This window comes from Methylobacterium planeticum (assembly GCF_008806345.1).
Lineage (GTDB): Bacteria > Pseudomonadota > Alphaproteobacteria > Rhizobiales > Beijerinckiaceae > Methylobacterium > Methylobacterium planeticum.
Genome location: NZ_VZZJ01000022.1, coordinates 14,876 through 39,239 on the forward strand (window position 1 = coordinate 14,876; position 24,364 = coordinate 39,239).

The following is a 24,364-nucleotide window of genomic DNA, read 5'->3' on the forward strand; positions in this document are numbered from 1 at the left end:
GCCGCGTTCCGCGCGCGGGCCCGGTCGATTCCGTCCGGGTCCGAGCCCTTACCCGCACCGGCCGCCGCATGATACCGCCCGGCTGCGCCGGAGCGCCAGAGGCACGCATTTCGGCCGGGAAGGAATTCTAAAAAAACTTGCGGACGATCGCAAAAAAACTAGAAAACTCGCATGCGCAACCTGTCCTTGAAGCAGCTCCAGGCAGTCGCCGCGGTCGCCCGGCTCGGCACCATGACGCGGGCGGCGCAGGAGCTGAACGTCACCTCCGCCGCCCTCTACGCCCGCATCCGCCAGCTCGAGGAGGAGGCGGGCCTGCTCCTGTTCGACCGCACGCCGACGGGCCTGAAACCCACGGATGCGGGGCGCGAGATGCTCTGGGCGATCGACAGCATCAACACGGTGCTGGAGACCTGCACCGACCGCCTGCGGACCCTGAAGGGGGGCGCGGGCGGCCGGGTCACGATGGGCGTGGTCTCGACCGCCAAGTACTTCGCCCCGCAGGTGATCGCGGGGTTCGTCGGACGGCATCCCGGCGTCGAGATCAACCTCTCGGTGGGCAACCGCGGCAGCACGGTGGAGGCCCTGCGCAACTACGAGATCGACTTCGCCATCATGGGCCGGCCGCCGCGTGACTTCGCGATCGAGGCCGAGATCTTCGGGCCGCACCCGCTGGTGCTGATCGCGGCGCCGTCGAACCCCCTCGTCGGCCGCCGCGGCCTCACCCGGGCCGACCTGTCGGAGGAATCCTTCCTGGTGCGCGAGGAGGGCTCGGGCACCCGCACGGTGTTCGAGGAATTCATGAACGGGGTGATCATCAAGCGGGCCAGGCTCGGGATCGATTCCGGCTCGAACGAGACGATCAAGCAGGCCGTGATGGCGGGGCTCGGCATCGCGCTGCTCTCGGCCCACACGGTGGCGGCGGAGATCGAGAGCCGGCGCCTCGCCCTCCTCGACGTGCAGGGCCTGCCGATCCGGCGGGACTGGTACGCGGTGCGCCGGGCCGACAAGGTGCTGGGGCCGGCCGCCCGCGCCTTCTGGGAGTACCTGATGCAGGACGGCGCCCGCTGGCTGCCCGGCGTCGACGCGGCGGCCCTCGAGGCGCCGGCCTCGTGAGCGGCATCGTCATCGTCGGCGCGGGCCAGGCGGGCTTCCAGGCCGCGGCCTCCCTGCGGGAGGCGGGCGCCCACGCGCCGATCACGATCGTCGGGGAGGAGCCGGGCCTGCCCTACCAGCGCCCGCCGCTCTCCAAGGCCTACCTCGCCGGAAAGTCGGATGCCGAGGCCCTGAGCCTGCGCCCGGCGAGCTACCTCGCCGAGCACCGCATCACCCTGCGGGCCGGCACCCGCGCCGCCGGGATCGACCGGGCGGCGCGGCGCCTGCACCTCGGCGCGGGCGGGAGCCTGCCCTACGACCACCTCGTCCTCGCCACGGGGGCGCGCAACAAGGCCCTGCCGGTGCCGGGCGCCGCGCTCGACGGGGTGCGCCAGCTGCGCGGCCTCGCGGACGCGGACCGGCTCAAGGCCGACCTCGCGGCGGCCGGGCGCGTCGCGGTGGTGGGGGCCGGCTTCATCGGCCTGGAATTCGCCGCGGTCGCGGCGGCCCGGGGCCTCGCCGTGACGGTGGTGGAGGCCACCGCCCGGCCGATGGCGCGGGCGGTCTCGCGCGAGATGGGCGCCTTCTTCCGCGCCGCCCACGAGGCCCTCGGCGTCCGCTTCGCCTTCGAGGCCGGGGTCGAGGCGATCGAGGGGACGGGCGGCCAGGGGACGGGCGGCCAGGAAACGGAGAGCCGGGTGACGGGCCTGCGCCTCGTCGGCGGCGAGACCCTGCCCGTCGACCTCGTCCTCGTCGGCATCGGCGTGCGGCCGAACCAGGAACTCGCCGAGGAAGCCGGGCTCGCGGTCTCGGACGGCATCCGGGTCGACGCGTTCCTGGCCACGGACGATCCCGCCATCTCGGCGATCGGCGACTGCGCCCGCTTCCCGAGCCCCTTCGCGCAAGGCCTCTCGCCGGACGGATCGACGCGCATCGAATCGGTGCAGAACGCGATCGACCAGGGTCGCAGCCTCGCGGCCCGGCTCACCGGCCGGGCCGCCGCCTACGCGGCGGTGCCCTGGTTCTGGAGCGACCAGGGCCGCCACAAGCTGCAGATGGCGGGGCTCACGGCCCCGGACGATGCCAGCGTGGTGCGGGGCTCGGGGGAGGCCTTCTCGGTGTTCCGCTTCCGGAACGGCGCCCTCAGCGGCGTCGAATCGGTGAACCGGGCGGCCGACCACATGATCGCCCGCCGCCTCCTGGCGGCCGGGACCCACCTCACGCCGGACCAGGCCGCCGATCCGGGCTTCGACCTCAAGGCCCTGGCGATGCGGGCGCCCTGAGCCTCAGCGGTCGTTCTCGGTGGTGAGCGCGTCGGCCCGGGTGCCCTCGTCGGGGGCGCCGCGCCGCTCCAGCCGCACCCCGGGCGAATCACCGTTGCTGAAGACCGTGCCGGCGGCCATCAGCGCGCTGCGCAACGCCTCGATCTGGCCGGAGGCGGGATCGCCGCGACCGGCCTCGAAATCGCGCACGAAGGCCTCGTCGAGGCCGACCTTGCCGGCGAGGTCGGCCTCCGACCAGCCGAGGAGGCCGCGGGCCGCCCGCGACTGCGCCGGGCTCATCGGGGCCGACGTCCACCCGCTCTGCACACCCTCGTCCGATCCGGTCAAACCGATCTCTCCTCAACGCTCGCGCGCCGCCCCGGCGGACGCTGAGACGACAACGAACCGGACGGCCGATCGTTTCCGCCCCGTCCGGCGCGGGCGGTATCCCCGGCCCCGTCATGCCCGGCCCCGTCATGCCCGGCCCCGTCATGCCCGGCCGTCGCCAGCGATCATGCCCATGGGGGCGCCGCGCGCGATTTTCCCGGGAATCGCGGGAAAAACCGCGTTCAGGCGCCCTTGACCATATTTGTGCTGAAATCTTATCCGATTGGCGCTGCTGCACGTCCCGGGCTGAAGGCCTCGCTTCGCCAAGCGCCGTCGGCGTGCGGCCGACGCTCTCGCGCATCGCCGCGAGCCCGGGATCAGGATCAACGCGATGCGGACACAACAAGGGGCCAGACGATGAGAGCGACGCTGATCGCCGCGCTGGTTTGCGCCGTGGCGGCCGGGGCAGTGACCACGGCCACGACCGCGCAGGCTCAGGGGATGTCGGGTTTCGGCAAGAAGAACCGCCGTCCCGGAGGCGAGGAAGAGAAGAAGCAGTACATTCCGGCCGCCAAGGCGCAGGAAAAGATCTTCCCCCTCGACTCGACCTGGACCGCGGTGAGCCTGAACGGCAAGGCCTTCGGCGGCGCCGACCGGCCGAGCTTCATCATCGACAAGCAGTACCGCGCCCGCGGCTACGGCGGCTGCAACACCTTCGCGGCGACGGCCTTCCCGCTCCGCGAGCAGCACCTCGCGGTCGGGCCCCTCGCCCTCACCAAGAAGAACTGCGACAAGAGCCTGCAGAGCGCCGAGCAATCCTTCTTCGTGGCCCTGCGCACCGCCGCGCAATGGGACCTCGTCGGCTCCCAGCTCGTCATCAAGAGCCCGAACGGCGAGATCCGCTTCGACCGCGCCCTCTGAGGCGCGGGCGCCGGCGCCGCTTGCGGCGGCGCGCCCGCTTAAGCGGCCGTTGACCACGATCCCCGGTTGTTCCCCGGGGTTTACTCTGCCTTGAACCCCTCCGCGGCTTGCTGCCTCCCGCAACAGGAACGAGGCGGGCATGCTTCAGCGAATCGGGTCTCGGGCAGGCAGCACGGCGCTTCGGCGCGAATCCGCGGATGACCCGCGCTACACCGCGCCCGAGGGCTTCCACCCCGGGGCCCTACGGATCGCCGCCGCCTCCGCCCTGTTCGCGACCCTGCTGGTGCTCTCCGGGCGGCTGTTCGGCTGGTGAGCCCGGGCGCCGGGCTCGACCGGGCCGGGCGCTCCCCCTCCCCCCACCCGGGCCGCCCGCACCGGCCCGGTCCGGCCTCCCGCCGGGCAGGCCCCGGCCCCGGAGGGCGGCGATGGATCGCAGCGGACCCGGCATGAACCAACCGCGCCCCGTCCTCCACGTCATCTCGGGCCTGCGCACCGGGGGGGCCGAGACGATGCTGGTCGCGCTCTGCCGGACGCTCGGCGCCCGGGGCCTGCCCCAGCACGTGGTCAGCCTGACGGCGGGCGGGCCGAACCTGCCGGTGCTGGAGCGGCTCGGCGTGACGGTCCACACCCTGGCGCCCCGCGGCCTCGTCGGTTCCGCCGGCGCGGTCCTCGCCCTCTCCCGCCTGATCCGGCGCCTGCGCCCGGCGGTGCTGCAGGGCTGGCTCTATCACGGGGACCTGTTCGCCGCCCTGGCGCACCGCCTCGCCGGGGCGCCCCGCGCGACGCGGCTCGCCTGGGGCCTGCGCAACTCCGACATCGACCATGCCCGCTACGGGCGCCTCCTGGCGCTCGGGGCGCGCCTTTCCGGATGGCCGGACCTCGTGGTCTCGAACAGCCGGGCCGGCGTCGATTTCCACAGGGCGCAGGGCTACCGCCCGCGCCGCCTCGCGGTGATCCCGAACGGCATCGACACCGCCCGCTTCCGGCCGGACCCGGATGCGCGCGCCGCGGTCCGGGCGGAGCTCGGCCTGTCTCCGGAGGCCGTGGTGGCGGTGCACGCCGCCCGGCTCGACCCGATGAAGGACCATGCGACGCTCCTGGCGGCCGCGGCGCGCGCGCCCGAGATCGCCCTGATCCTCGTCGGCGCCGGCACCGAGACCCTGGCCCTGCCGCCCCGGGCGCGCGCCCTCGGGCGCCGGGACGATCCCGAGCGGATCCTCGCCGCCGGCGACGTCGCGGTCTCGTCCTCGCGCTTCGGCGAGGGTTTCTCGAACGCCCTCGCGGAGGGGATGGCGGCCGGGCTCGTGCCCGTTGCGACCCGGGTCGGCGATGCCGACAGGATCCTCGGCGACCTCGGGCACCTCGTCCCCCCGGGCGATCCCGACGCCCTCGCGCGCGCGATGCGAGCCGTCGCCCACCTTCCCGCGTGCGAGCGCGCCCGCGTGGGCGCGCTCGCACGCGGGAAGGTGGAGACCGCCTTCGGGGTCGACGCCATGGCGGACCGCTTCCTCGACGCCTGGCACGCGGCCGGCGCGCAGATCCCGGATCGCCCAATCAACAGAGAAAATTCGTGAATTAGAAGATACCTCGACGCCATCCGGGATATCGGCTAGGCGTCACCCTCGACGGCATGCGCCGCACGCTCGCGGTGTCAGCACGACCCCTGCCGCCCAGGAGATTTCCATGGCCGATTCCGCTGTTTCGTCCCCCTCCGGCACGCCCGGCCACGGCCGCGTCTTCGGCTCCATCACCGAAACCATCGGCAACACGCCCCTGGTGCGCCTGAACCGCCTGCCCCAGGAGCGCGGCATCGATGCCGAGATCCTGCTGAAGCTCGAGTTCTTCAACCCGATCGCGAGCGTCAAGGACCGCATCGGCGTCAACATGATCGACGCGCTGGAGGCCTCGGGCCGCCTGAAGCCCGGCGGAACCCTGGTCGAGCCGACCTCCGGCAACACCGGCATCGCCCTCGCCTTCGTGGCGGCGGCCCGCGGCTACCGCCTGATCCTGGTGATGCCCGAGACGATGTCGCTCGAGCGCCGCAAGATGCTGGCCTTCCTGGGCGCCGAGCTCGCGCTCACCCCCGGCCCGCAGGGCATGAAGGGCGCCATCGCCAAGGCCGAGGAACTCCTCAAGGAGATCCCGGGCGCGGTGATGCCCCAGCAATTCGAGAACCCGGCCAACCCCGAGATCCATCGCAAGACCACCGCGGAGGAGATCTGGAACGACACGCAGGGCCAGCTCGACGCCTTCGTGGCCGGCGTCGGCACCGGCGGCACCATCACGGGCGTCGGCCAGGTGCTGAAGCCCCGCCTGCCGAACCTCAAGGTCGTGGCCGTCGAGCCCGAGGATTCCCCGGTCCTCTCGGGCGGCCAGCCCGGCCCGCACAAGATCCAGGGCATCGGCGCGGGCTTCGTGCCCGGCATCCTCGACCGCGGCGTGATCGACGAGGTCATCACGGTCTCGAACCAGACCGCCTTCGAGACCGCCCGCCTCCTCGGGCGCCTCGAGGGCATCCCGGGCGGGATCTCGACGGGCGGCAACGTCGCGGCGGCCCTCGAGCTCGCGAGCCGGCCCGAGTTCAAGGGCAAGCGCGTCGTCACGGTCGCCTGCTCCTTCGCCGAGCGCTACATCTCCTCGGCCCTGTTCGAGGGCATCTGACCGCCGCGCGGGCCCGGCGCTGCCTGCCGGCCCCCCATCGTCGGAGGCCGGTGCCTCCCCGAGGACGAACGGCGCCCAGGCGCTCTCCCGATCCCGATCCGTGGCGTCGAGGCGGTTCCGACGCCTCGCCCGGAGCTGTTGCGCCCCTACGAAAGCGCGGATTGCCCGCCCGCGGCCCGCGCCGGCGGCCGTCCGCGGCGAGGCCCGCGGGCGGGTCCTCGGCATCCCCGACCGGGGGATCGGCGAGGGCCTGCGTCGCCGGTGCGACGCAACCCCGGCGCTTCGGGCGCGGTTGACCCGCCACATCAGGAGGAACAGCCATGACCGACCAGAACCGCGACCGGCCGTCGCTGAAGGAGTTCGACGCCTATGCGGACCGCAACGGGCAGGACCTCGGCGGCGAGTCGCCCCTCGATGTCGGCATCCCCTCGCGGACGCAGGCCGACCTGAAGGGCGATCCCTCCGGACAGGCCGAGACCGCGCGCCTCGCGAGCGGCACGCCGGGCCAGGACGCCACCGACGAGACCGAGGCCGAGACGCCCCCCGAGAATCTGCGCCACATCGGCGACGCCTCGCAGCCCGGCGCGACGGCGAGCGAGGCGATCGACCGGGCGACCGCCTCCGTCGGTCACGACGACGGGAAGCGCTGATGAGCAAGGACAGCATCCCCACCGAGACCGTGACCCGGAAGCCGGACGAGGCGGTCGGCACCCCCGGCGGCCCCGCCGCGGGCGGCGGCCGCCAGACGGCGCAGCAATCGGAGATCACCCGCATGGGCTCCGGCGGGCGCAGCGATGCCGAGCGCAACGAGACCTGGGACGCGGGCGGCGAGCCCGGCCGCAATCCGCCTGCCCTCGGCGGCTCCTCGGCGGGCCATTCCGACCAGCAGGCCTCGCGCGGTCCCCGCGCGGGCGAGAGCGTGGCGGAGGGCCTCTCGAAGGCCGAGCGCGAGGCGCGCTAGAGCCGCGACGCGGCAAGGAGCATCGATGAGCGACCGACCGGACCGGACCGAGGAGACATCCCCGGCCTCCGACAAGAAGCCCGCCAACGCGGCCCCCGACGCCGTGAAGGACCCGAACGAGAAGACCGACGGCAAGCCCGGCCTCGGCCCGCAGGGCGGCGCGACGCCGGAGGGCGAGACCGATCCGGGCAGCGGCTAGGGAGCCTTCCGGGACCCCCGACCGAGGGCCGCCCCCTTGCAATGCGAAAAGGCCGGGCGCGTCCGCCCGGCCTTTCAGGCTGCGTGGCGAGGCTCGGCGCGATCAGGCGCTGAGCGCCTCCTTCGAGCGCTCGGCGCGCTTGCGATCGTTCGGGTCGAGCACGGTCTTGCGCAGGCGGATCGACTTCGGCGTCACCTCGACGAGCTCGTCGTCCTGGATCCAGGCGAGGGACTTCTCCAGCGTCATCCGGATCGGCGGCGTCAGGCGCACGGCCTCGTCCTTCGAGGTCGTGCGGATGTTCGTCAGCTTCTTGCCCTTGAGCACGTTCACCTCGAGATCGTTCTCGCGGTTGTGCTCGCCGATGATCATGCCCTGGTAGACCTTCCAGCCGGGCTCGATCATCATCGGGCCGCGATCCTCGAGGTTCCACATGGCGTAGGCCACGGCCTCGCCCTTGTCGTTGGAGATCAGCACGCCGTTGCGGCGGCCGGCGATCTCGCCCTTGAAGGGCTCGTAGGCCTTGAACAGCCGGTTCATGATGGCGGTGCCGCGGGTGTCCGTCATTAGCTCGCCCTGGTAGCCGATGAGGCCCCGGGTCGGCGCGTGGAAGACGAGGCGCAGCCGGTCGCCGCCGGACGGGCGCATCTCCAGCATGTCGGCCTTGCGCTCCGACATCTTCTGCACGACGACGCCCGAATGCTCCTCGTCGACGTCGATGACGACCTCCTCGACGGGTTCCAGGAGGTTGCCCGCCTCATCCTTCTCGAACACGACGCGCGGGCGCGAGACCGCGATCTCGAAGCCCTCGCGGCGCATGGTCTCGATCAGGATCGCGAGCTGCAACTCGCCGCGGCCCGAGACGTAGAAGGAATCCTTGTCGGACGCCTCCTCGATCTTGAGCGTGACGTTGCCCTCGGCCTCCTTGAACAGGCGGTCGCGGATCATGCGGCTCGTGACCTTGTCGCCCTCGGTGCCCGCGAGGGGGCTGTCGTTGACGATGAAGGACATCGTCACGGTCGGCGGGTCGATCGGCTGGGCCTGGATCGGGGTATCGACCTGGGGGTCGCAGAAGGTGTCGGCGACGGTGCCCTTCACGAGGCCCGCGATGGAGACGATGTCGCCGGCCTCGCCGACGTCGATCGGCTGGCGCTCCAGGCCCCGGAAGGCGAGGATCTTCGAGACGCGGCCGGTCTCGACCACCTTGCCGGCGCGGTCGAGGATCTTGATCGACTGGTTGGGCTTGACGGTGCCGGAGGCGATGCGGCCGGTGACGATGCGGCCGAGGAACGGGTTCGCCTCGAGCAGCGTGCCGAGCATGCGGAACGGGCCCTCCTCGGTCTTGGCCGGGGGCACGTGCTGCAGCACGAGGTCGAACATCGGCGCGAGGCCGTCCTCCTGCGAGCCGTCGGGCGCCGTGGCCATCCAGCCGTTGCGGCCGGAGCCGTAGAGGATCGGGAAGTCGAGCTGCTCGTCGGTGGCGTCGAGGGCCGCGAACAGGTCGAAGACCTCGTTGACGACCTCGTTGATGCGCGCGTCCGGACGGTCGACCTTGTTGACCGCAACGATCGGGCGCAGGCCGATCTTGAGAGCCTTCGAGACCACGAACTTGGTCTGCGGCATCGGCCCCTCGGCGGCGTCGACGAGCACGACCACGCCGTCGACCATCGAGAGGATGCGCTCCACCTCGCCGCCGAAATCGGCGTGGCCGGGGGTGTCGACGATGTTGATGCGGGTGTCCTTCCAGACGACGGAGGTCGCCTTGGCCAGGATGGTGATGCCGCGCTCCTTCTCGAGGTCGTTCGAGTCCATCGCCCGCTCCTCGATCCGCTGGTTCTCGCGGAAGGTGCCGGATTGCTGGAGCAGCTTGTCGACGAGCGTGGTCTTGCCGTGGTCGACGTGGGCGATGATGGCGATGTTGCGCAGCTTCATAGGATTTCCGAAGCGAAAAGAACCCGTCACGCCGCGGGCCGCGGGGTTGCGGCCGGCCACGCCGGGTACGGGTTCGAGCTGTTGCGTTGCAATAGAAGGTGCGGACGCATCCGGCAAGTGCTGGCGACCGAGACCGGTCCTGCAATCCCTGGATGCCGGACCGCGTCGATCGGGTGCCGATTCGAGCGCCGACAACGCCGCACTGGCCCGGATCGCGCATAGGCGCCATGGCATGAGCGGCATGGGACCTCGGGGGATGAATGTTCGAGCGCGTCGTTCACGCAGTGCTGAGTCTCGTCCTGCTGCTCGGCGTGGCCGTGCTGTTCTCGACCAATCGGCGGGCGATTCGGCCCCGGGTCGTGCTAGCCGCGCTCGCCCTGCAGGTGTCGATCGGAGCCCTGATCCTGTTCGTGCCGGTGGGGCGGGCGGGCCTCGGGGCGGTGGCGGGCGTGGTCCAGACCGTGCTGTCCTACGGCGACAAGGGCACGGCCTTCCTGTTCGGGGGACTGGTCGAGCCCAGGATGTTCGAGCTGTTCGGCGGCAGCGGCTTCATCCTGGCGCTCCGGGTGCTGCCGCAGATCCTCTACGTCTCGGCCCTGATCGGCGTGCTCTACCATGTCGGCGCGATGCAGGCCCTCACCCGCATCCTCGGCTCCGGCCTGCGGCGCCTGCTCGGGACCTCGCGGATCGAGTCCTTCTCGGCGGTCATCACGATCTTCATCGGCCAGAGCGAGATCGCCGTCGCCCTGCGGCCCTTCCTGCCGCTGCTCACCGGCTCGGAGCTGTTCGCCGTGATGACGAGCGGCGCCGCCTCGACGGCGGGCTCGATCCTGGCCGGCTACGCGGCGCTCGGCGTGCCCATCGAGTACCTGCTCGCCGCCTCCTTCATGGCGATCCCGGGCGGGCTCCTCTACGCCAAGATGCTGGTGCCCTCGGTCGAGCCGAGCCGGATCACCACCACCCGGGTCGAGTTCGGCGAGACCCGGGCCGCCAACCTCATCGAGGCGGCGGCCGACGGCACCCAGAAGGGGCTCGCTGTGGCGGTCGCGGTCGGCGCGATGCTGATCGCCTTCGTCGGGCTGATCGCCTTCGCGGACGGGATCGTGGGGTACCTCGGCGGCCTCGCCGGCTACCCGGCGGCCTCGATCGAGATCATCCTCGGCTGGGCCCTCAGCCCGCTCGCCTGGATCCTCGGCGTGCCCTGGGAGCAGGCCAGCCTGGTCGGGGGCGCCATCGGGCAGAAGCTCGCCTTCAACGAGTTCCTGGCCTACGCCAACCTCTCGCCGGTCCTGAAGGCCGGCAGCCTCGATCCGCGCACGACCGCGATCCTGTGCTTCGCGCTCTGCGGCTTCGCGAATTTCGCCTCGATCGCGATCCAGCTCGCGAGCTTCTCGAGCCTCGTGCCCGAGCGGCGGTCCGAGGTCGCGCGGCTCGGCCTGCGCGCCATCCTCGGCGGCACGCTCTCGAACCTGACGAGCGCGGCCATCGCGGGCCTCTTCATCTCCGGCTGACCTCAGCCCCTTGCGCCCGGCCGGCGGTCGCCCGCCGGCCGGACGTCTTCTCGGGACGGGCCGGTCACGAGGCCGGCCCCTCAGTTCAGCGCCGCAGCCTCGCGGATCGCCGCGTTGCCGGCGCGGGGCTGCGAGACCGTGACGGTGTCGCCCTCGCGGCTGATCTCGACGGCCTCGGCTTCGGCGCCGAGACCGCGGGGCGCCGACAGGGTCACGCTCTGGCCCGATGCCAGGACAGCCTCGAAGCGGACGGCGGGCGCGGCGGCGCGGGGCGCCAGGGTGACGACGACGCGGTAGCCCTTGGGCTCGGCCGTGTAATAGGCGACGCCCGCGAGGCTGCCGAGGCTGACGCTGCCGCCGGCGACCGGCTTGATGCTGTCGGCGGCGCGCGCCGTACCGGTGACGGCGAGGAGCGCGGCAGCGGCCAGGATGGTGGTACGAAGAGTCATGATCGTGTGTCTTTCCGCTGTGGCGGGGGCGTGCTGCCCTTGCCTGTGCGGCGAATATGTTTCGCATTGCAGCATGGATCAAACAGATAGGATCGATAGTGACTATTGATCATATCGATCTCTCCCGCGTCGACCTGAACCTGCTGGTGGCCCTCGATGCCCTGCTGACGGAGCGGAGCGTGACCCGGGCGGCGGCCCGGGTCGGCCTCGGCCAATCCGCGATGAGCAGCGCTTTGGCGCGCCTGCGCACGCTGTTCGACGACGAGCTTCTGACGCGCGCCCCGGAGGGGATGCGGCCGACGCCGCGGGCCCGGGCGCTGGCCGAGCCGGTGCGCTCGGCGCTGCGGCAGATCCAGGCCCTGGTGCGCCGCGACGACAGCTTCGATCCGCGCACCGTCGAGCGCGTCTTCACCATCGGCCTGCCGGACAGCACCGAAGTGCTGCTCGGGCCGAAGCTCCTCGCCTACCTGCGGGCCGAGGCGCCCGGCATCAGCCTGCTGCTGCGCTCGATCGATCGGATCCGGATCCTGCAGGAGCTCGACGCCGATCGGGTCGATCTCGGGATCGGCCTGTTCTCGGAGGGGCAGTCGCACCACAAGCGGCGCCTGCTCTACCGCGACAGCTACGTCTGCCTGTTCAACGCGGACCTTCTGGGCATCGGGCCGCCGGTCTCCCTCGACGACTACCTGCGCTTTCCCCACGTGCTGACGAGCCTGCGGGAGACCGCCCACGGCGTCGTGGACGACGCGCTGGCCGAGCTCGGCCTGAGCCGGACCCTCGCGGTCACGACGCCCCGCTTCCTCGCCGTGCCCTTCCTGGTGCGCAGCGCGCCGGTGATCGCCACGATGCACGCGCGCCTGGCGCATTTCTTCGCCGGCACCCTGGGGCTCACGGTCAGCCCGGTGCCGGTGCGCCTGGAGGACGTTTCCTTCTCGATGCTCTGGCACGCCTCCTACGACAACGACCCGGCCCATACCTGGCTGCGGCGGACCCTGGTGCGTCTCGCCGCCGAGGCGGGGCCGGCGGAGATGATCTGAGGCGGCTCAGGCCGGCCCGGCGCCGTCCTTGCGGGCGGCGAGCAGGAGGGTGTTGGGACGCGTCCGCGGCGGCAGCGGCAGCACGCGGTTCAGCACGAGGGCCGCGCCGTAGGAGAGGGCCAGCGCCGCGTACCAGCTCTTGGCCGGCTTGAAGTAGCGGTCGCGGCAGCGGACGGGCGTCGCCCTCGCCATCCAGTGGATGATCGAATCGTGCCGGTCCATGCCGATGGCGTGGACGCGCTCGGGGGTGAAGCCGAGGGTGCGGGCGAGCACCTCCAGGGCGCCGGGGGTCCACCAGGTCAGGTGATGCGGCGGCGCGTTCATGATGAAGTTCGGGATCGTCGTGTTGGGCGAGGGCCAGAGCGGCGTCCCGACGAGGAGCGTGCCCCCGGGCTTGACGCAGGCCGCCATGGCGCGGGCAAAGCCCAGCGGGTCGGCCACGTGCTCGATCACCTGGAAGGCGCAGACGACATCGTAGATCGGCCCGACCCGGTCCGCATGCGCCTGGACGGTCTCGGCCAGGATCGTCCCGGTCGGATCCTCCGCGGCGAAGTTCGGATCGAGGCCCGTGTAGGGGGCGCCGGGCACGTAGGCCCGGAACCCGCCATGGCCGCAGCCGACATCGAGGACGCGCCCGCCCGCCGGGACATGCCCGGCCGCCGCCAGGAACTCGAGGCGGTGCGTGCGCGCGCCCGCGAGCTTGTCGTGCGCGGCGATCCGTCCGTAGAAGGTGCGGTAGAACGGCTCGTCCCCGGCGATCATCGGATCGAAGAAGATCAGGCCCGTCGGCGATTCCCAGAGGCCGAAGCGCCGGGCCGGCATCAGCAGGCCGCTCACGTCGACGCCGCCGCTGTAGCGCCACAGGTCCGTCAGCAGGCGCGCGGAGACCCATTGCACGAGGCGCGCCGCCGGCGCCCCGGTGATCGGGCACGGCGGTGCCCCCTCGACCAAATTGTGCCCCGCGCCCGTCATCGGTGCTTCCGTTGCCACGGATGCGGGCGCGCCACAACGGCCGGAAGCCCCCGGCGAGCCCCGTGCCGGCCGCGCCCACTGGACGAAGCGTCAGGCCGGGCCCGGCATCGCCGCGCCGATCCAGGCGGCCAGCCGCCCGGCGAGCACGGCGCCGTCGCCGGAGAGCCGCAGGATCTTCAGGCGTCCGGTCTCGCCGGACAGGATCGCGACGTCGCGCTTGCGGAGCTTCAGGGCCTTGGCCAGGAAGGCGATCAGGGCGGCGTTGGCCTCGCCGTCGACCGGTGCCGCGGCCACCCGCAGCGCGAGCACCGGCCGCCCGTCCGCCCCGGCGATCACGCCCTCGACCGCGTCGCGACCGCCGCGCGGCGTGAGCCGGACCGCGAGGCGCAGGCCCTCCGGGTCGATGCTGTAGGGGGTCGGATCGCTCGGCATCGGGACGGGCGGGGCGGATCAGGGGCGGATGGCACGCGGGAAAGCGCCGCGTCCCGCCCGTGTTTACACCCGGCCGCGCCTGCGCCATCAACCCGCGCGTCGGATCGGCGACGGGGGAGCCACGATGGACTCGTCAGAGGCACGCCTTCGCGACCCCCTCCTCCGCGCCCCACGCCTCGTGCCGCCCCTGCGCGAGCCGCCGGACCGGGACCCGCCGCTCCTCGCCTACCTCGCAGCCCTGCGCACCAACGGCATCGGAGGCTGGTCGCGGCGCGCCTATGCGGAGCCGGTGGTGCGGCGGCGCATCCTCGGGCGGCACAGCTTCACCCTCAGCGATCCGGACGCGGTCCGCCACGTCCTCATCGACAACGAGGCCAACTACGCCCGCACCTCGGCCTCGGTGCGGATCCTGCGCCCCGTCCTCGGCGACGGCCTGCTGATCAGTGAGGGGCAGAACTGGCGCCGCCAGCGCCGGGCGCTCGCCCCGGCCTTCACCCCGAAGGCGGTGGAGGAGCTCGTGCCCCACATCGCGGCCGCGGTCGACGCGGCCCTGATGGATCTCGAGCCGGCCGCCGCCCGCGGCCCCGTGGACCTGTTCCCGGCGCTGCACGGCCTCGCCCTGGAGATCGCCGGCCGCACCATGTTCTCGGTCGGGATGGCGCGCCACGGGCCGGCCCTGCGCGACCTCGTGACGGAGTACGGCGACCGTCTGGCGCGGCCGCATCTCCTCGACATGCTGCTGCCGCTCGGCCTGCCCGCGCCCCTGGATTTCGCCCGTGCCCGCTTCCGGCGGAGATGGCTTCCGTTCCTCGACGGGATCATCGCGGCGCGGGACGCCGAGCCGGCGGCCGGGCGGGAGACCCGCGACCTCCTCGATCTCCTCGCCGCCGCCCGCGACCCGGAGACCGGCGAGGGCTTCCCGCAGGCGCAGTTGCGCGATCAGGTCGCCACCATGATCATGGCCGGCCACGAGACGACGGCGGTGGCGCTGCTCTGGGCGAGCTATCTCCTGGCGCTGGCCCCCGAGATCCAGGAGCAGGTCGCCGAGGAGGCGGCCGGCGCGGATCTCGACCGGGGCGTCGCCCTGGAGGAGCGCCTGCCGATCACCCGCGCGGTCGTCGACGAGACCCTGCGGCTCTATCCGCCGGCCTTCGTGATCGTGCGCGCGGCGCGCGCGGCCGATCGGGTCGGGGGACACGCGGTCGCCAAGGGCGATGTCGTCGTGATCTCACCCTGGGTGCTGCACCGGCACCGGCGCCTGTGGGTTGATCCGGACGCGTTCGATCCGTCGCGCTTCCTCACCGGCGCACCGGCGGTGCCGCGCTTCGCCTACCTGCCGTTCGGGGCGGGTCCGCGGGTCTGCATCGGGGCGCATTTCGCCCTGACCGAGGCGACGCTGGCGCTCGCCCGGCTGGTGGCGCGCTTCCGGATCTCCCTGCCCGCGGGCACGGCCATCCTGCCGGCCGCCGTGGTGACGACGCAGCCGGACCACGCACCGGCCTTCACCCTGCACCGGCGGCGGCCGTAGCGACCGCCGCGGGCGTCAGGCCGCGACGGCCTGCTTTTCCTTCGCCATCGACTCCTTGGCGATCGACTCGGTCCGGCCTCCCGTCAGCCGCGCGGCGACCGGCAGGGGCAGCTCGATGTCGAGACCCAGGGTCGAGACGCCCTCGCCGCGCTCCACCTTGATCTGCACCTTGTCGGGCTCGATCGCGACGTGCTTGGCGATGACCGCGAGGATCTCCTCGCGCAGCGTCACCACGAGGTCGGAGCGGCCGTTGTCGGCCCGCTCGTGGGCGATGATGAGCTGGAGGCGCTCCCGCGCCACCGGCGCGGACCCGCGCCGGGAGAAGATGTTGAGAAGGCTCATGCTGCCCTCCTTGTGAAGAACTTGCCGAGGAAGGACTTGCGGTCGCTGGGCACGCTCATCGGGACCATCTCGCCCTGGAGGCGGCGCACCGCGTCCGCGTAGGCCCGGGCCGGCGCCGAGAGCGGGTTGTTCAGGGTCACCGGGCAGCCGACATTCGAGGCGCGCAGCACCTCTTCGCTCTCGGGGATGATGGCGAGCAGGGGGATCGAGAGGATCTCGAGCACGTCCTCGACCTTGAGCATGTCGCCGCGGTCGGCCCGGTTGGGGTCGTAGCGGGTGAGGATGAGGTGCTTGTCGAGGGTCTCGCCCTTCTCGGCCCTGATGGTCTTGGAATCGAGGAGCCCGATGATCCGATCGGAATCGCGCACTGAGGAGACCTCGGGGTTCGTCACCACCACGGCCACGTCCGCGTGGCGCATGGCGAGCGTCGCGCCGCGCTCGATGCCGGCGGGCGAGTCGCAGATCACCCAGTCGAACTTCTGGCGCAGCTCGTCCATCACCCGGGCGACGCCCGCGTCGGTCAGCGCGTCCTTGTCCCGGGTCTGCGAGGCGGGCAGCAGGGAGAGCTTGTCGAGGCGCTTGTCGCGGATGAGCGCCTGGGCGAGCTTGGCGTCGCCGTTGACCACGTTGATGAGGTCGTAGACGACGCGGCGCTCGGCCCCCATGACGAGGTCGAGGTTGCGCAGGCCGACGTCGAAGTCGACGACGCAGACGCTCGATCCGCTCTGCGCGATGGCGGCGCCCAGCGCCGCCGTGGTGGTGGTCTTGCCGACACCGCCCTTGCCCGATGTCACGACGAGAACCTTTGACATTCTCGCTACTCCCTTAATCCAAGCTTGCCATTTTGATTGCACCGCCATCGAGCCAGATCTGCGCGGCCTTCCCGCGCAGGCTCGGACCCATCTCCTCGGCCGTGCGGACGAAGCGATCGATACCGAGCAGTTCCGGCTCGAACTTGCGGCAGTAGATTCGGGCCCGCGGGTTGCGGGCGGCGCCGGCGATGGCCCTCCCGCGCAGCGCGCCGTAGACGTGGATGGAGCCGCCCGCCAGGATCTCGGCCCCCGAGGAGACCGAGCCCATCACGGTGACGTCGCCGCTCGGGTGGACGATCGACTGCCCGGAGCGGACCGCGCCATCGATGGTCAGCGAGGTCAGGGGCTCGGGCTCCGGCGGAACCTGAGGGATCTCGACCGTGGTGACGGGATGCCCGTTCAGCAGGAGCGGCGGCAGCGCCTCGCCCATGATGGTGGGTTCCGCGCCCTCGACGCCGAGGACGCGGATGCGGCGCTGGCCGAGATCGGCCAGGAGGGCCGCGAGCGCGTCCCGGCCGGGCTTGAGCGCGGCGACGTCGAGGATCAGGGCGCGCCCCTCGAACAGGGTCGGGGAGCGCTTCAGCGTCGCGTCGAGATCGGCAAGCCAGTCGGCCAGCGGCATCTCGGGCGTGAGCGACAGGGCCTTGAAGGCGCGGCCGCGGAGCGGGAGGGGTCGGCGGGGAGGTGCTTGGCTGGTCACGGCGGTGAACGATTCCTTACCGGACCATTGACGGTCGATATGGTTACCGAACGGTTAAGAATTCCGCCCCTTCGTTAAACGCGCGCAACTTTCGCGATCGGAGCCGCGTCGAGCGAAGTTGGCAAGCCCGGCACCTCCGCAATCGGACGATGAGGATGGGACCCGGCCCAAGTTGATCTTCCGTGCCAACGTCGGAAAGCATCGGCCGGGCGGGCGCGGACGCAATGTACACTGGAATACGTCCCTGCCTCGGGGGTCCTGACCCTCCCGCGGACTTGAGGAGAACGCAGCGTTTCCGGCGCCGTCGCGCGCCACGTCTTGGCTGCGCACCGGAAGATCACCGGATCCTGTCGCGCATTTCCGTGCCATTCCGAGACCCGACGGCCGTGGCCGGCGAAACGCGGCTCCGCGCCACCTTAATCGAGGGAGGTGACCTTGATGGCGTCCGCCACGAGACGGACCTCGACGGCCTGTCCCCGCTGCCCGGGGCCGAGATCGTCGGCGGTGCGGTAGAGCCCGTCGATGGCGATGAGTTCCGGCTCGAACCTGCGACAGTAGATGCGCGCCTGCGGATTGCCCGCCGCCCCCGCGATCGCCCGCCCGCGCAGGGTTCCGTAGACGTGGATCGAGCCCCCGGCGATCACCTCCGAGCCCGACGCCACCGAGCCCATCACGGTGATGTCGCCCTCGAGATGCAGGATGGTCTGGCCCGAGCGCACCGGATTGTCGAGGATCAGCGAGCGCACGGGCGCCGGCGGCGCCTCGACCGGCGGCGGTGCCGCCGCGCCGGGCTCGGGCTCGGCGATGTCGCCCGCCGGACGCCCGCCCGAAAGCGGCGGCGGCAGGCCGGGCCCGAGGAAGGTGGGTCCGGCCCCCTCGATGCCGAGGATCGCGATGTCCCGGGCGCCGAGATCGGACACGAGGCCCACGAGATCGTCCCGCTCGAGGCTGAGGCCCGAGACGTCGAGGATCACGGGGCGGCCGGAGAAAAAGGCCGGCGAGCGCCGCGCCAGCGCGTCGAGGTCGGCGAGCCAGTCGGCGACCGGCAGCGCCGGCGCGAGCACCATCGCCATGAAGGAGCGGCCACGGAAACGGATCGGGGGACGGGGCGCTGTCTGGGTCACGGGATGGCTTCACGTTCGAATCTGCGGGCGCGCCCGCGTGCGATGAGGGGCGGACCCGCCCCGCGCGAGCCCGGAGTCTAACCCGGCTTCAGCGCGCGGGCGGCTGCCGCGGCACCGTCGTCAACACGTTTCGCGGGGCGGTTCCATCCGCGCCACGTCTGACGACGACCAATCGAATATCCTCATTCCAGAATAACTTGGAATGATTCCGAAACATAGGCGTTGCGGCGGCAAGCTTCCGCTTGCTACTGCCCCGGGAAGATCCTGCTCTCAACGCTCCGGCATGGCGGAGCGGGTGATCCGGCGGGGGACCGGCCCCGCGCGGGCCGCCCGAACCGTCCGGTGGTCGCCCGCGCGCCGCACAACCACGGGTACCATGCACGGGTAACATGCGGCGCATGAGCGGAAAACACGGCGAGCGAGGCATGACGGAGAGAAGTGCGGCCGGCACGGGCCCGAACGGCACGGGCAAGGCCGAGGCGGACAAGGCCGAGGCGGCCATGAGCCGCACGGGCATCCCCCGCAGCGGCCTGTCCTACAGGGCGGCGGTGGCGGGCCGCGTGGTGCTGGCGGCCCTCGGGGGCTACGGCGTGGCCGCCCTCTGCACGGCGCTGCTCTCGCTGACGCTGCCGCTGGTCCGCTCCGAGGCGGTGACGGTCGCGACCCTCGCGAGCTTCGCCATCATGGTGGGCGCCGTCGTCTACGTCTTCGCGGCGCGCTCCCTCGCGCGCGCGGCCCTCGGGCTCGGCGCCGTGGGCCTCCTCCTCGGGGGCGGCCTCTGGCTCGTCAACGGCTTCGCTTGAGGATCGCACCCGCATGAGACAGGGTTTCCGCCAATCGATGGCGTGGCTGCACACCTGGTCGGGCCTCGTGGTCGGCTGGGTGCTGTTCGCCGTGTTCGTCACCGGAGCCGCCAGCTATTACCGCGCCGAGATCTCCGAGTGGATGCGGCCCGAGCTCCAGACGGGGGCGCCGATCGACGCCGGCCGGGCGGCGGATCTCGCGGCCGATTACCTGAGGGCCAAGGCGCCCGCCGCGCAGGGCTGGTTCATCGGCCTGCCGCAGCCCGACAAGCCGGTGACCGAGCTGTACTGGTGGAACGACCTCGTCTCCCCGCTCCAGCACGCCCTGCTCGACCCGCGCACGGGGGCGCCGTCGCCGGCGCGCGACACGCAGGGGGGCGACTTCCTCTACCGCTTCCATTTCGAGCTCAACATGCCGCCCCTCTGGGGACGCTGGATCGTCGGCCTCTGCGCCATGGTCCTGCTGGTGGCGCTGGTCTCGGGGATCGTCACGCACCGGCGCATCTTCGCGGACTTCTTCACCTTCCGGCGGCGCAAGTCCCTCCAGCGCGGCTGGCTCGACGCCCACAACGTCACGGGCGTCCTCGCCCTGCCGTTCCACCTGATGATCGCCTATACGGGCATCGTCACCCTGGCGCCGATGTACGTGCCCTGGGGCATCACCGCGGCCTTCAAGGGCGACGAGACCCGCTTCTTCGTCGAGGCCGGGCTCTCGCCGGAGGTCCGGCTGCCCGTCGGCAAGCCGGGCAGCATCGTCTCGCTGGCGCCCCTCGTCGCGACGGCGCAGGCCCGCGTCTCCGAGCCCCTGGAGCACGTGGCGGTCTACAATCCGGGCGATGCCGCGGCCACGATCGTGACGATCTTCGAGGAGCCAAAGGGCCTCGCCCACCTGCACCCGCAGATCGCCTTCGACGGCGCCACGGGCGCCGAGCTCGGCACTACCGGATTGGTGCGCCCCGCGACCCGGATCTCCGCGGCCTTCGTCGGCCTGCACGAGGCCCATTTCGCCGGGCCGGCCCTGCGCGCCCTGTTCTTCCTCTGCGGCCTGATGGGGGCCGCCGCCATCGCGTCGGGCCTCATCCTGTGGAGCGTGGCGCGGCTGCCGAAGGCGGGCGAGCGCCCGGGCCTCGGCTTCCGCCTCGTGCGCGCCCTCAATGTCGGGGCGGTGGCGGGGCTGCCGGTCGGGCTCGCGGCCTACTTCCTGGCGAACCGCCTCCTGCCCGTGGGCGTCGCCGGGCGGGCCGATCTCGAGGTGCGGATCTTCTTCGGCGCCTGGGCGGCGATCGCCCTCGCGGCTCTCCTGCGCCCCCATCTCAGGGCGTGGCGGGAGGCCCTCGGGCTCGCGAGCCTCCTGTTCCTCGCGATCCCGGTGGTCAGCGCCCTCACCACCGGCGCGCAGGCCTTCGACGGGGCGGCGCGCTTCCTCGGCTTCGACGCCGCCATGCTGGCGACCGGCCTGCTCCTCGCCTTCGCGGCCTCGGAGGCCGGGCGCACCCGGCCACCGCGCCGGGCCGAGCCGGCGGTGCCGGCCGGGCGCCCGGCGCAGCGGGCCGCGGGCACGCCGCAGGCGCGGAGCGCCGCGCCGGCGCCGGCCCGGCGCCGCGCCTGATCCCCCGACGAGCGAACCCGCGCGCATGACCCCCATCGTCCTCGCCCTCAATTTCGCCCTGAGCTTCGCCGGCCTGGCGGCGCTCGCCCTCAGCCTCGACCGGCATCACCGCGACGCCTTCCTCAGCCGCCCCCCAAAGGCCCGGGCCCGCGGCCTGCGGGTCGCGGGCTGGGCCGGGATCCTGCTGTCGCTCGCCGCCTCCGTCGCCCTGGAGGGCTGGAATTTCGGGCCGGTCCAGTGGATCGGCGCGCTCACCGGCGCGAGCCTCCTCGTGGTGGCCCTGCTCTCCTACCGCCCGGGCTGGCTCCGGCCGGCCGCGCTGGCGGCCCTGCCGCTGGCGCTGATCGCGCTGCCCTTCGCGCTGCGCGGCTGAGGGCCCGTTTCGCCGCGGACCGGCCGGATGGCGCCGCCGGGCCTTCGGGGGCATAGTCGGACCCGGGGGCTGCCGGGAGGGTTCGGTGTGCGGCAGGCATTCGCGCTGCGGGGCGTCGTCGGGCTCGTCACCGGCGCGGGCAGCGGCATCGGCGCGGCCTTGGCCCGCGCGCTCGCCGCGAGGGGCACGGCGCTCGCCCTGGTCGACCGCGACGCGGACGGGCTGGCGGCCACCCTGCGGGCCGTGGCGGATCTCGGCGGCAGCGCGAGCGGCCACGTCCTCGACCTCGCGGATCCCGGGGCGATCGAGGCGCTCCCCGCCGAGATCGAGGCCCGGTTCGGCCGCCTCGACCTTCTCGTCAACAACGCGGGCGTGGCCCTCGGCGGGCGCTTCGAAGACACGGACCTCGCCGATTTCGAGTGGCTGATGGACGTGAACTTCCGCGCGGTGGTGCGGATGACCCACGCCTTCCTGCCGCTCCTGACCCGGGCGCCCATGGCCCAGATCGTCAACGTCTCGAGCCTCTACGGCCTGATCGCGCCGCCGGGCCAGACCGCCTACGCGGCCAGCAAGTTCGCGGTGCGGGGCTTCAGCGAGGCGCTGCGGCACGAATATGCCGGCACCGCCCTCGGCGTCACCCTGGTGCATCCGGGCGGCGTCGCGACGGGCATCGCCCGCAACGCGCGCCACCCCCGCGGCCTCGATCCGGCGAGCGCCGAGGAGGCCCGGATCGCCTTCGAGCGCTTCCTGCGCCTCAGCCCGGACGCCGCCGCCGCCGAGATCCTGCGGGGGATCGAGCGCCGGGCGCCCCGGGTCATGGTCGGGCGGGATGCCAGGCAGGTCGCGTTCCTGCAGCGCCTGATGCCCGTCGGGTACTGGGCGCCGCTGGCGCGCCTCACGGGACAGAGGCGGTCGGGGCCGCGATGACGAGCTTGCGCGCCCACGCCTATGCCTGGCTGGTGAAGCGGAACGTGCGCGCCCGCCTCGGCCGGATGCTCGACGTCGAGCGGGTGCGGCGGACCCTGGAGACGCCGGCCTTCCCGGACCCCGGCGGCGTCGCCTACGAGCCCGGCTCGGTCGGCGGCATCGCTGGCGAGTGGATCCATCGCGAGGGGGCCGCGGGGAGGCCGCGCCTCCTCTACCTGCACGGGGGCGGCTTCATCGCCTGCTCGGCCCGCACCCACCGCCCCGTCACCGGCTACTTCGCCCAGCGCGGCTTCGCGGTCTTCGCGCCGAATTATCGCCTCGCGCCCGAGCACCCCTTCCCGGCCGCGATCGAGGACGCGGTGGCGGTCTGGCGCGCCTTCGCGGCGGAGGGGCCGGCGGTCCTCGCGGGGGATTCGGCCGGCGGCAACCTCGCCCTCGCGCTGATGCTCAGCGCCCGCGAGGCGGGTCTCCCCCTGCCGCGGGCCGCCGCCCTGTTCTCGCCCGCGACGGATTTCCTGGGGGCCGGCGCCTCGCACACCGCCAATGCGGCCCGCGACGCGATGTTCGACCCCGAGGGCCTCGCCCAGCTCCTGCCCAACTACCTCGCGGGCGCCGATCCCGCGCAACCCCTCGCCTCGCCGCTCTACGCGGACCTTCGCGGCCTGCCGCCGCTCCTGCTCCATGTCGGCGAGCGGGAATTGCTGCGCGACGACGCGACCCGCCTCGCCGAGCGGGCGCGGGCGGCGGGCGTGCCGGCCGATCTCACGGTGTTCCCGGTGGTGCCGCATGTCTGGCAATTCGCCCACGGCTTCCTGCCGGAGGCGCGCCGCTCCCTCGACGGGGCGGTGGCCTTCCTGAAGGCCCACGCCGCGCCCGCGACGCCGCAGCCCGTCCCGACGAGGACCTGAGTCATGAGCGTTTCCGACGCGCCGCTCCCCGAGGGCCCCCTCGCCGTCCTGATCGTCGGATCCGGCTTCTCGGGACTCGCCATGGGCATCCGCTGCCGTCAGGCCGGCATCGCGCCCTTCGCCATCGTCGAGAAGGGCGACGGCATCGGCGGCACCTGGCACGAGAACACCTATCCGGGGGCGGCCTGCGACATCCCCTCCCACCTCTACTCGCTCTCCTACGTGCCCAAGCACGATTGGTCGCGCCTCTACCCGCAGCAGCCCGAGATCGCCGCCTACCTGCGGGACACCGCGCGCGACCAGGGCCTCCTGCCCCACCTGCATCTGCGCACCGCCGTCACCGCCGCCACCTGGGACGAGGCCGAGGCCCTGTGGCGGGTCGAGACCAGCCGCGGCCCGGTCCGGGCGCGGGCGATCGTCTCCGGGATGGGCGGCCTGCACCACCCGGCCCTGCCGGACATCCCCGGCCGCGAGAGCTTCGCCGGCCCCGCCTTCCACTCGGCCGGCTGGGACCATGCCCGCGACCTCAGGGGCAAGCGCATCGGGGTGATCGGCACGGGCGCGAGCGCGATCCAGTTCGTGCCCGAGATCGCGCCCGGGGCCGCCCACCTCACCCTGTTCCAGCGCACGCCGGCCTGGATCATGCCCAAGCACGACCGCCCCATCACCGAGCGGGCGAAGCGCTCCTACCGCGGGCTTCCCCTCGCCCGGCGGCTGTTCCGCCTGTGGCTGTTCTGGATCCACGAGATCCGGGCCTTCCTCGGCTTCACCAAGGTCTCGCGGCTGACCGGGCAGGCCGAGGGGCTGGCCCGCCGCCACCTCGCCAAGGCCGTGCCCGACAAGGACCTCCGGGCGAAGCTCACGCCGCGCTATCGGCTCGGCTGCAAGCGGGTGCTGATCTCGGACGATTTCTACCCGACGCTGATGCGCCCGAATGTCAGCCTGGAGACCGGGCGCATCGCCCGCATCACCCCCTCCGGCGTCGTCCTGGAGGATGGCGCGACGCGCGACCTCGACGTCCTCGTCTACGCGACCGGCTTCGACCTGACGGGGAGCTTCCGGACGCTCCACGTCGTCGGGCGCGGCGGCCTGACCCTGCGGCAGGCCTGGCGCGACGGCATGGGGGCGTTCCAGGGCATCTCGGTCTCGGGCTTCCCGAACCTGTTCCTGCTGATGGGGCCGAATACCGGGCTCGGCCACAACTCGATGATCCTGATGATCGAGGCGCAGGTGGAGCACGCCCTCTCCTGCCTCAGGGCGATGCGGAATACGGGCGTGCGGGTCTTCGACGTGAAGCCGGAGGCCCAGGCCCGCTTCCTCGCCGACGTGCAGGCGCGGCTGGCCGACAGCATCTGGCAGACGGGCGGCTGCACCAGCTGGTACCAGGACGACAAGGGCCGCAACACCGCGCTCTGGCCGGGCTCCGTGCTGGCCTATCGCCGCGGGGCGCGGCGGGCGCGCCTCTCGGATTACCGGGTGTCCTGA

Annotated in this window: 27 protein-coding genes; 18 read left to right on the forward strand and 9 right to left on the reverse strand. The window is 72.7% G+C overall.

Annotated elements, in window-relative coordinates; all coding sequences use genetic code 11:
* Positions 1-171: 171 nt before the first annotated feature.
* Both F6X51_RS20695 and F6X51_RS20700 read left to right on the forward strand, forming a co-directional pair.
* Positions 172-1,113: a LysR family transcriptional regulator gene (locus tag F6X51_RS20695; protein WP_150965574.1), complete on the forward strand. Its 942-nt coding sequence runs from the start codon at positions 172-174 to the stop codon at positions 1,111-1,113.
* On the forward strand, positions 1,110-2,375 hold the full coding sequence (locus F6X51_RS20700; RefSeq protein ID WP_150965575.1) for an NAD(P)/FAD-dependent oxidoreductase: 1,266 nt from the start codon (positions 1,110-1,112) through the stop codon (positions 2,373-2,375). The genes F6X51_RS20695 and F6X51_RS20700 overlap by 4 nt, the downstream gene beginning before the upstream one ends.
* Before the next feature lie 3 nt (positions 2,376-2,378).
* Here F6X51_RS20700 and F6X51_RS20705 read toward each other — a convergent pair whose 3' ends face one another.
* Positions 2,379-2,654: a helix-turn-helix domain-containing protein gene (locus F6X51_RS20705; protein WP_150965576.1), complete on the reverse strand. Its 276-nt coding sequence runs from the start codon at positions 2,652-2,654 to the stop codon at positions 2,379-2,381.
* Between the two features lie 444 nt (positions 2,655-3,098).
* On the opposite strand from F6X51_RS20705, the gene F6X51_RS20710 reads away from it, so the two are divergent.
* The 7 genes from F6X51_RS20710 to F6X51_RS28090 all read left to right on the forward strand — a co-directional run bounded on the left by F6X51_RS20710 (position 3,099) and on the right by F6X51_RS28090 (position 7,423).
* A complete protein-coding gene (locus F6X51_RS20710; protein ID WP_150965577.1) occupies positions 3,099-3,602 on the forward strand; it encodes an META domain-containing protein in 504 nt (167 codons plus the stop codon).
* A 139-nt stretch (positions 3,603-3,741) separates the two neighbouring features.
* Positions 3,742-3,915: a hypothetical protein gene (locus F6X51_RS28085; RefSeq protein ID WP_191970194.1), complete on the forward strand. Its 174-nt coding sequence runs from the start codon at positions 3,742-3,744 to the stop codon at positions 3,913-3,915.
* Between the two features lie 133 nt (positions 3,916-4,048).
* Entirely contained in the window at positions 4,049-5,176 is a 1,128-nt protein-coding gene (locus F6X51_RS20715) for a glycosyltransferase (RefSeq protein WP_191970195.1), read from the forward strand.
* A 109-nt stretch (positions 5,177-5,285) separates the two neighbouring features.
* Complete coding sequence (cysK, locus tag F6X51_RS20720) at positions 5,286-6,263, forward strand: cysteine synthase A (protein ID WP_150965579.1); 978 nt, start codon at positions 5,286-5,288, stop codon at positions 6,261-6,263.
* A 320-nt stretch (positions 6,264-6,583) separates the two neighbouring features.
* Positions 6,584-6,913 (forward strand): hypothetical protein, encoded by a 330-nt coding sequence (locus F6X51_RS20725; RefSeq protein WP_150965580.1) that lies wholly within the window; start codon positions 6,584-6,586, stop codon positions 6,911-6,913.
* Positions 6,913-7,224, forward strand: coding sequence for a hypothetical protein (locus F6X51_RS20730; RefSeq protein WP_150965581.1), 312 nt, complete (start codon positions 6,913-6,915; stop codon positions 7,222-7,224). Before F6X51_RS20725 ends, F6X51_RS20730 begins: the two co-directional genes overlap by 1 nt.
* A gap of 25 nt (positions 7,225-7,249) precedes the next feature.
* Positions 7,250-7,423 (forward strand): hypothetical protein, encoded by a 174-nt coding sequence (locus F6X51_RS28090; RefSeq protein WP_191970196.1) that lies wholly within the window; start codon positions 7,250-7,252, stop codon positions 7,421-7,423.
* Between the two features lie 102 nt (positions 7,424-7,525).
* On the opposite strand, the gene typA is transcribed toward F6X51_RS28090, so the two are convergent.
* Positions 7,526-9,352 (reverse strand): translational GTPase TypA, encoded by a 1,827-nt coding sequence (typA, locus tag F6X51_RS20735; protein WP_150965582.1) that lies wholly within the window; start codon positions 9,350-9,352, stop codon positions 7,526-7,528.
* Between the two features lie 260 nt (positions 9,353-9,612).
* On the opposite strand from typA, the gene F6X51_RS20740 reads away from it, so the two are divergent.
* Positions 9,613-10,863 carry a NupC/NupG family nucleoside CNT transporter gene (locus F6X51_RS20740; RefSeq protein WP_150965583.1) on the forward strand — a complete coding sequence of 417 codons (1,251 nt, stop codon included), beginning with the start codon at positions 9,613-9,615 and terminating at the stop codon, positions 10,861-10,863.
* An 80-nt stretch (positions 10,864-10,943) separates the two neighbouring features.
* Here the strand turns inward: F6X51_RS20740 and F6X51_RS20745 are convergent, their stop codons facing one another.
* Positions 10,944-11,312 (reverse strand): hypothetical protein, encoded by a 369-nt coding sequence (locus F6X51_RS20745; protein ID WP_150965584.1) that lies wholly within the window; start codon positions 11,310-11,312, stop codon positions 10,944-10,946.
* A gap of 98 nt (positions 11,313-11,410) precedes the next feature.
* On the opposite strand from F6X51_RS20745, the gene F6X51_RS20750 reads away from it, so the two are divergent.
* Positions 11,411-12,349, forward strand: coding sequence for a LysR family transcriptional regulator (locus F6X51_RS20750; RefSeq protein ID WP_150965585.1), 939 nt, complete (start codon positions 11,411-11,413; stop codon positions 12,347-12,349).
* A 6-nt stretch (positions 12,350-12,355) separates the two neighbouring features.
* Here F6X51_RS20750 and F6X51_RS20755 read toward each other — a convergent pair whose 3' ends face one another.
* Both F6X51_RS20755 and F6X51_RS20760 read right to left on the reverse strand, forming a co-directional pair.
* On the reverse strand, positions 12,356-13,321 hold the full coding sequence (locus F6X51_RS20755) for a class I SAM-dependent methyltransferase (protein ID WP_150965586.1): 966 nt from the start codon (positions 13,319-13,321) through the stop codon (positions 12,356-12,358).
* Positions 13,322-13,411: 90 nt separating this feature from the next.
* On the reverse strand, positions 13,412-13,753 hold the full coding sequence (locus F6X51_RS20760) for a DUF167 family protein (protein WP_150965587.1): 342 nt from the start codon (positions 13,751-13,753) through the stop codon (positions 13,412-13,414).
* A 124-nt stretch (positions 13,754-13,877) separates the two neighbouring features.
* Here F6X51_RS20760 and F6X51_RS20765 point away from each other — a divergent pair, with 124 nt between their 5' ends.
* Positions 13,878-15,281: a cytochrome P450 gene (locus F6X51_RS20765; protein WP_150965588.1), complete on the forward strand. Its 1,404-nt coding sequence runs from the start codon at positions 13,878-13,880 to the stop codon at positions 15,279-15,281.
* Positions 15,282-15,296: 15 nt separating this feature from the next.
* Here the strand turns inward: F6X51_RS20765 and minE are convergent, their stop codons facing one another.
* From minE to minC (F6X51_RS20785), 4 genes are all read right to left on the reverse strand, one after another.
* A complete protein-coding gene (minE, locus tag F6X51_RS20770) occupies positions 15,297-15,623 on the reverse strand; it encodes a cell division topological specificity factor MinE (protein WP_150965589.1) in 327 nt (108 codons plus the stop codon).
* Positions 15,620-16,435 (reverse strand): septum site-determining protein MinD, encoded by an 816-nt coding sequence (gene minD / locus F6X51_RS20775; RefSeq protein ID WP_150965590.1) that lies wholly within the window; start codon positions 16,433-16,435, stop codon positions 15,620-15,622. Before minD ends, minE begins: the two co-directional genes overlap by 4 nt.
* 13 nt (positions 16,436-16,448) lie before the next feature.
* Entirely contained in the window at positions 16,449-17,057 is a 609-nt protein-coding gene (gene minC / locus F6X51_RS20780) for a septum site-determining protein MinC (RefSeq protein WP_407658657.1), read from the reverse strand.
* A gap of 494 nt (positions 17,058-17,551) precedes the next feature.
* The gene (gene minC, locus F6X51_RS20785) at positions 17,552-18,259 is read right to left on the reverse strand and encodes a septum site-determining protein MinC (RefSeq protein WP_150965592.1); all 708 of its coding nucleotides are present in this window, start codon (positions 18,257-18,259) and stop codon (positions 17,552-17,554) included.
* 500 nt (positions 18,260-18,759) lie between these two features.
* On the opposite strand from minC (F6X51_RS20785), the gene F6X51_RS20790 reads away from it, so the two are divergent.
* The 6 genes from F6X51_RS20790 to F6X51_RS20815 all read left to right on the forward strand — a co-directional run bounded on the left by F6X51_RS20790 (position 18,760) and on the right by F6X51_RS20815 (position 24,364).
* The gene (locus tag F6X51_RS20790; RefSeq protein ID WP_150965632.1) at positions 18,760-19,062 is read left to right on the forward strand and encodes an iron transporter; all 303 of its coding nucleotides are present in this window, start codon (positions 18,760-18,762) and stop codon (positions 19,060-19,062) included.
* Between the two features lie 13 nt (positions 19,063-19,075).
* On the forward strand, positions 19,076-20,671 hold the full coding sequence (locus F6X51_RS20795) for a PepSY-associated TM helix domain-containing protein (RefSeq protein WP_150965593.1): 1,596 nt from the start codon (positions 19,076-19,078) through the stop codon (positions 20,669-20,671).
* A gap of 25 nt (positions 20,672-20,696) precedes the next feature.
* On the forward strand, positions 20,697-21,044 hold the full coding sequence (locus F6X51_RS20800; protein ID WP_150965594.1) for a DUF3325 domain-containing protein: 348 nt from the start codon (positions 20,697-20,699) through the stop codon (positions 21,042-21,044).
* A gap of 87 nt (positions 21,045-21,131) precedes the next feature.
* Positions 21,132-21,971, forward strand: a complete 840-nt coding sequence (locus F6X51_RS20805) for an SDR family NAD(P)-dependent oxidoreductase (protein WP_150965595.1) — start codon at positions 21,132-21,134, stop codon at positions 21,969-21,971.
* On the forward strand, positions 21,968-22,879 hold the full coding sequence (locus tag F6X51_RS20810; RefSeq protein WP_150965596.1) for an alpha/beta hydrolase: 912 nt from the start codon (positions 21,968-21,970) through the stop codon (positions 22,877-22,879). Before F6X51_RS20805 ends, F6X51_RS20810 begins: the two co-directional genes overlap by 4 nt.
* A gap of 3 nt (positions 22,880-22,882) precedes the next feature.
* Positions 22,883-24,364, forward strand: coding sequence for a flavin-containing monooxygenase (locus F6X51_RS20815; RefSeq protein ID WP_150965597.1), 1,482 nt, complete (start codon positions 22,883-22,885; stop codon positions 24,362-24,364).

What these genes read in the sequence shown, in the direction of transcription:
- cysK (WP_150965579.1), top strand. Translation starts at nt 5,286, where the DNA reads ATGGCCGATTCCGCTGTTTCGTCCCCCTCCGGCACGCCCGGCCACGGC.
- F6X51_RS20800 (WP_150965594.1), top strand. Translation starts at nt 20,697, where the DNA reads ATGACCCCCATCGTCCTCGCCCTCAATTTCGCCCTGAGCTTCGCCGGC.
- F6X51_RS20730 (WP_150965581.1), top strand. Translation starts at nt 6,913, where the DNA reads ATGAGCAAGGACAGCATCCCCACCGAGACCGTGACCCGGAAGCCGGAC.
- F6X51_RS20725 (WP_150965580.1), top strand. Translation starts at nt 6,584, where the DNA reads ATGACCGACCAGAACCGCGACCGGCCGTCGCTGAAGGAGTTCGACGCC.
- F6X51_RS20760 (WP_150965587.1), bottom strand. Translation starts at nt 13,753, where the DNA reads ATGCCGAGCGATCCGACCCCCTACAGCATCGACCCGGAGGGCCTGCGC.
- F6X51_RS20790 (WP_150965632.1), top strand. Translation starts at nt 18,760, where the DNA reads ATGAGCCGCACGGGCATCCCCCGCAGCGGCCTGTCCTACAGGGCGGCG.
- F6X51_RS20815 (WP_150965597.1), top strand. Translation starts at nt 22,883, where the DNA reads ATGAGCGTTTCCGACGCGCCGCTCCCCGAGGGCCCCCTCGCCGTCCTG.
- minD (WP_150965590.1), bottom strand. Translation starts at nt 16,435, where the DNA reads ATGTCAAAGGTTCTCGTCGTGACATCGGGCAAGGGCGGTGTCGGCAAG.
- F6X51_RS20695 (WP_150965574.1), top strand. Translation starts at nt 172, where the DNA reads ATGCGCAACCTGTCCTTGAAGCAGCTCCAGGCAGTCGCCGCGGTCGCC.
- F6X51_RS20740 (WP_150965583.1), top strand. Translation starts at nt 9,613, where the DNA reads ATGTTCGAGCGCGTCGTTCACGCAGTGCTGAGTCTCGTCCTGCTGCTC.
- F6X51_RS20745 (WP_150965584.1), bottom strand. Translation starts at nt 11,312, where the DNA reads ATGACTCTTCGTACCACCATCCTGGCCGCTGCCGCGCTCCTCGCCGTC.
- F6X51_RS20765 (WP_150965588.1), top strand. Translation starts at nt 13,878, where the DNA reads ATGGACTCGTCAGAGGCACGCCTTCGCGACCCCCTCCTCCGCGCCCCA.
- minC (WP_407658657.1), bottom strand. Translation starts at nt 17,057, where the DNA reads ATGCCGCTGGCCGACTGGCTTGCCGATCTCGACGCGACGCTGAAGCGC.
- F6X51_RS28090 (WP_191970196.1), top strand. Translation starts at nt 7,250, where the DNA reads ATGAGCGACCGACCGGACCGGACCGAGGAGACATCCCCGGCCTCCGAC.
- F6X51_RS20810 (WP_150965596.1), top strand. Translation starts at nt 21,968, where the DNA reads ATGACGAGCTTGCGCGCCCACGCCTATGCCTGGCTGGTGAAGCGGAAC.
- F6X51_RS20710 (WP_150965577.1), top strand. Translation starts at nt 3,099, where the DNA reads ATGAGAGCGACGCTGATCGCCGCGCTGGTTTGCGCCGTGGCGGCCGGG.
- F6X51_RS20755 (WP_150965586.1), bottom strand. Translation starts at nt 13,321, where the DNA reads ATGACGGGCGCGGGGCACAATTTGGTCGAGGGGGCACCGCCGTGCCCG.
- minE (WP_150965589.1), bottom strand. Translation starts at nt 15,623, where the DNA reads ATGAGCCTTCTCAACATCTTCTCCCGGCGCGGGTCCGCGCCGGTGGCG.
- F6X51_RS20705 (WP_150965576.1), bottom strand. Translation starts at nt 2,654, where the DNA reads ATGAGCCCGGCGCAGTCGCGGGCGGCCCGCGGCCTCCTCGGCTGGTCG.
- typA (WP_150965582.1), bottom strand. Translation starts at nt 9,352, where the DNA reads ATGAAGCTGCGCAACATCGCCATCATCGCCCACGTCGACCACGGCAAG.
- F6X51_RS28085 (WP_191970194.1), top strand. Translation starts at nt 3,742, where the DNA reads ATGCTTCAGCGAATCGGGTCTCGGGCAGGCAGCACGGCGCTTCGGCGC.
- F6X51_RS20715 (WP_191970195.1), top strand. Translation starts at nt 4,049, where the DNA reads ATGAACCAACCGCGCCCCGTCCTCCACGTCATCTCGGGCCTGCGCACC.
- F6X51_RS20795 (WP_150965593.1), top strand. Translation starts at nt 19,076, where the DNA reads ATGAGACAGGGTTTCCGCCAATCGATGGCGTGGCTGCACACCTGGTCG.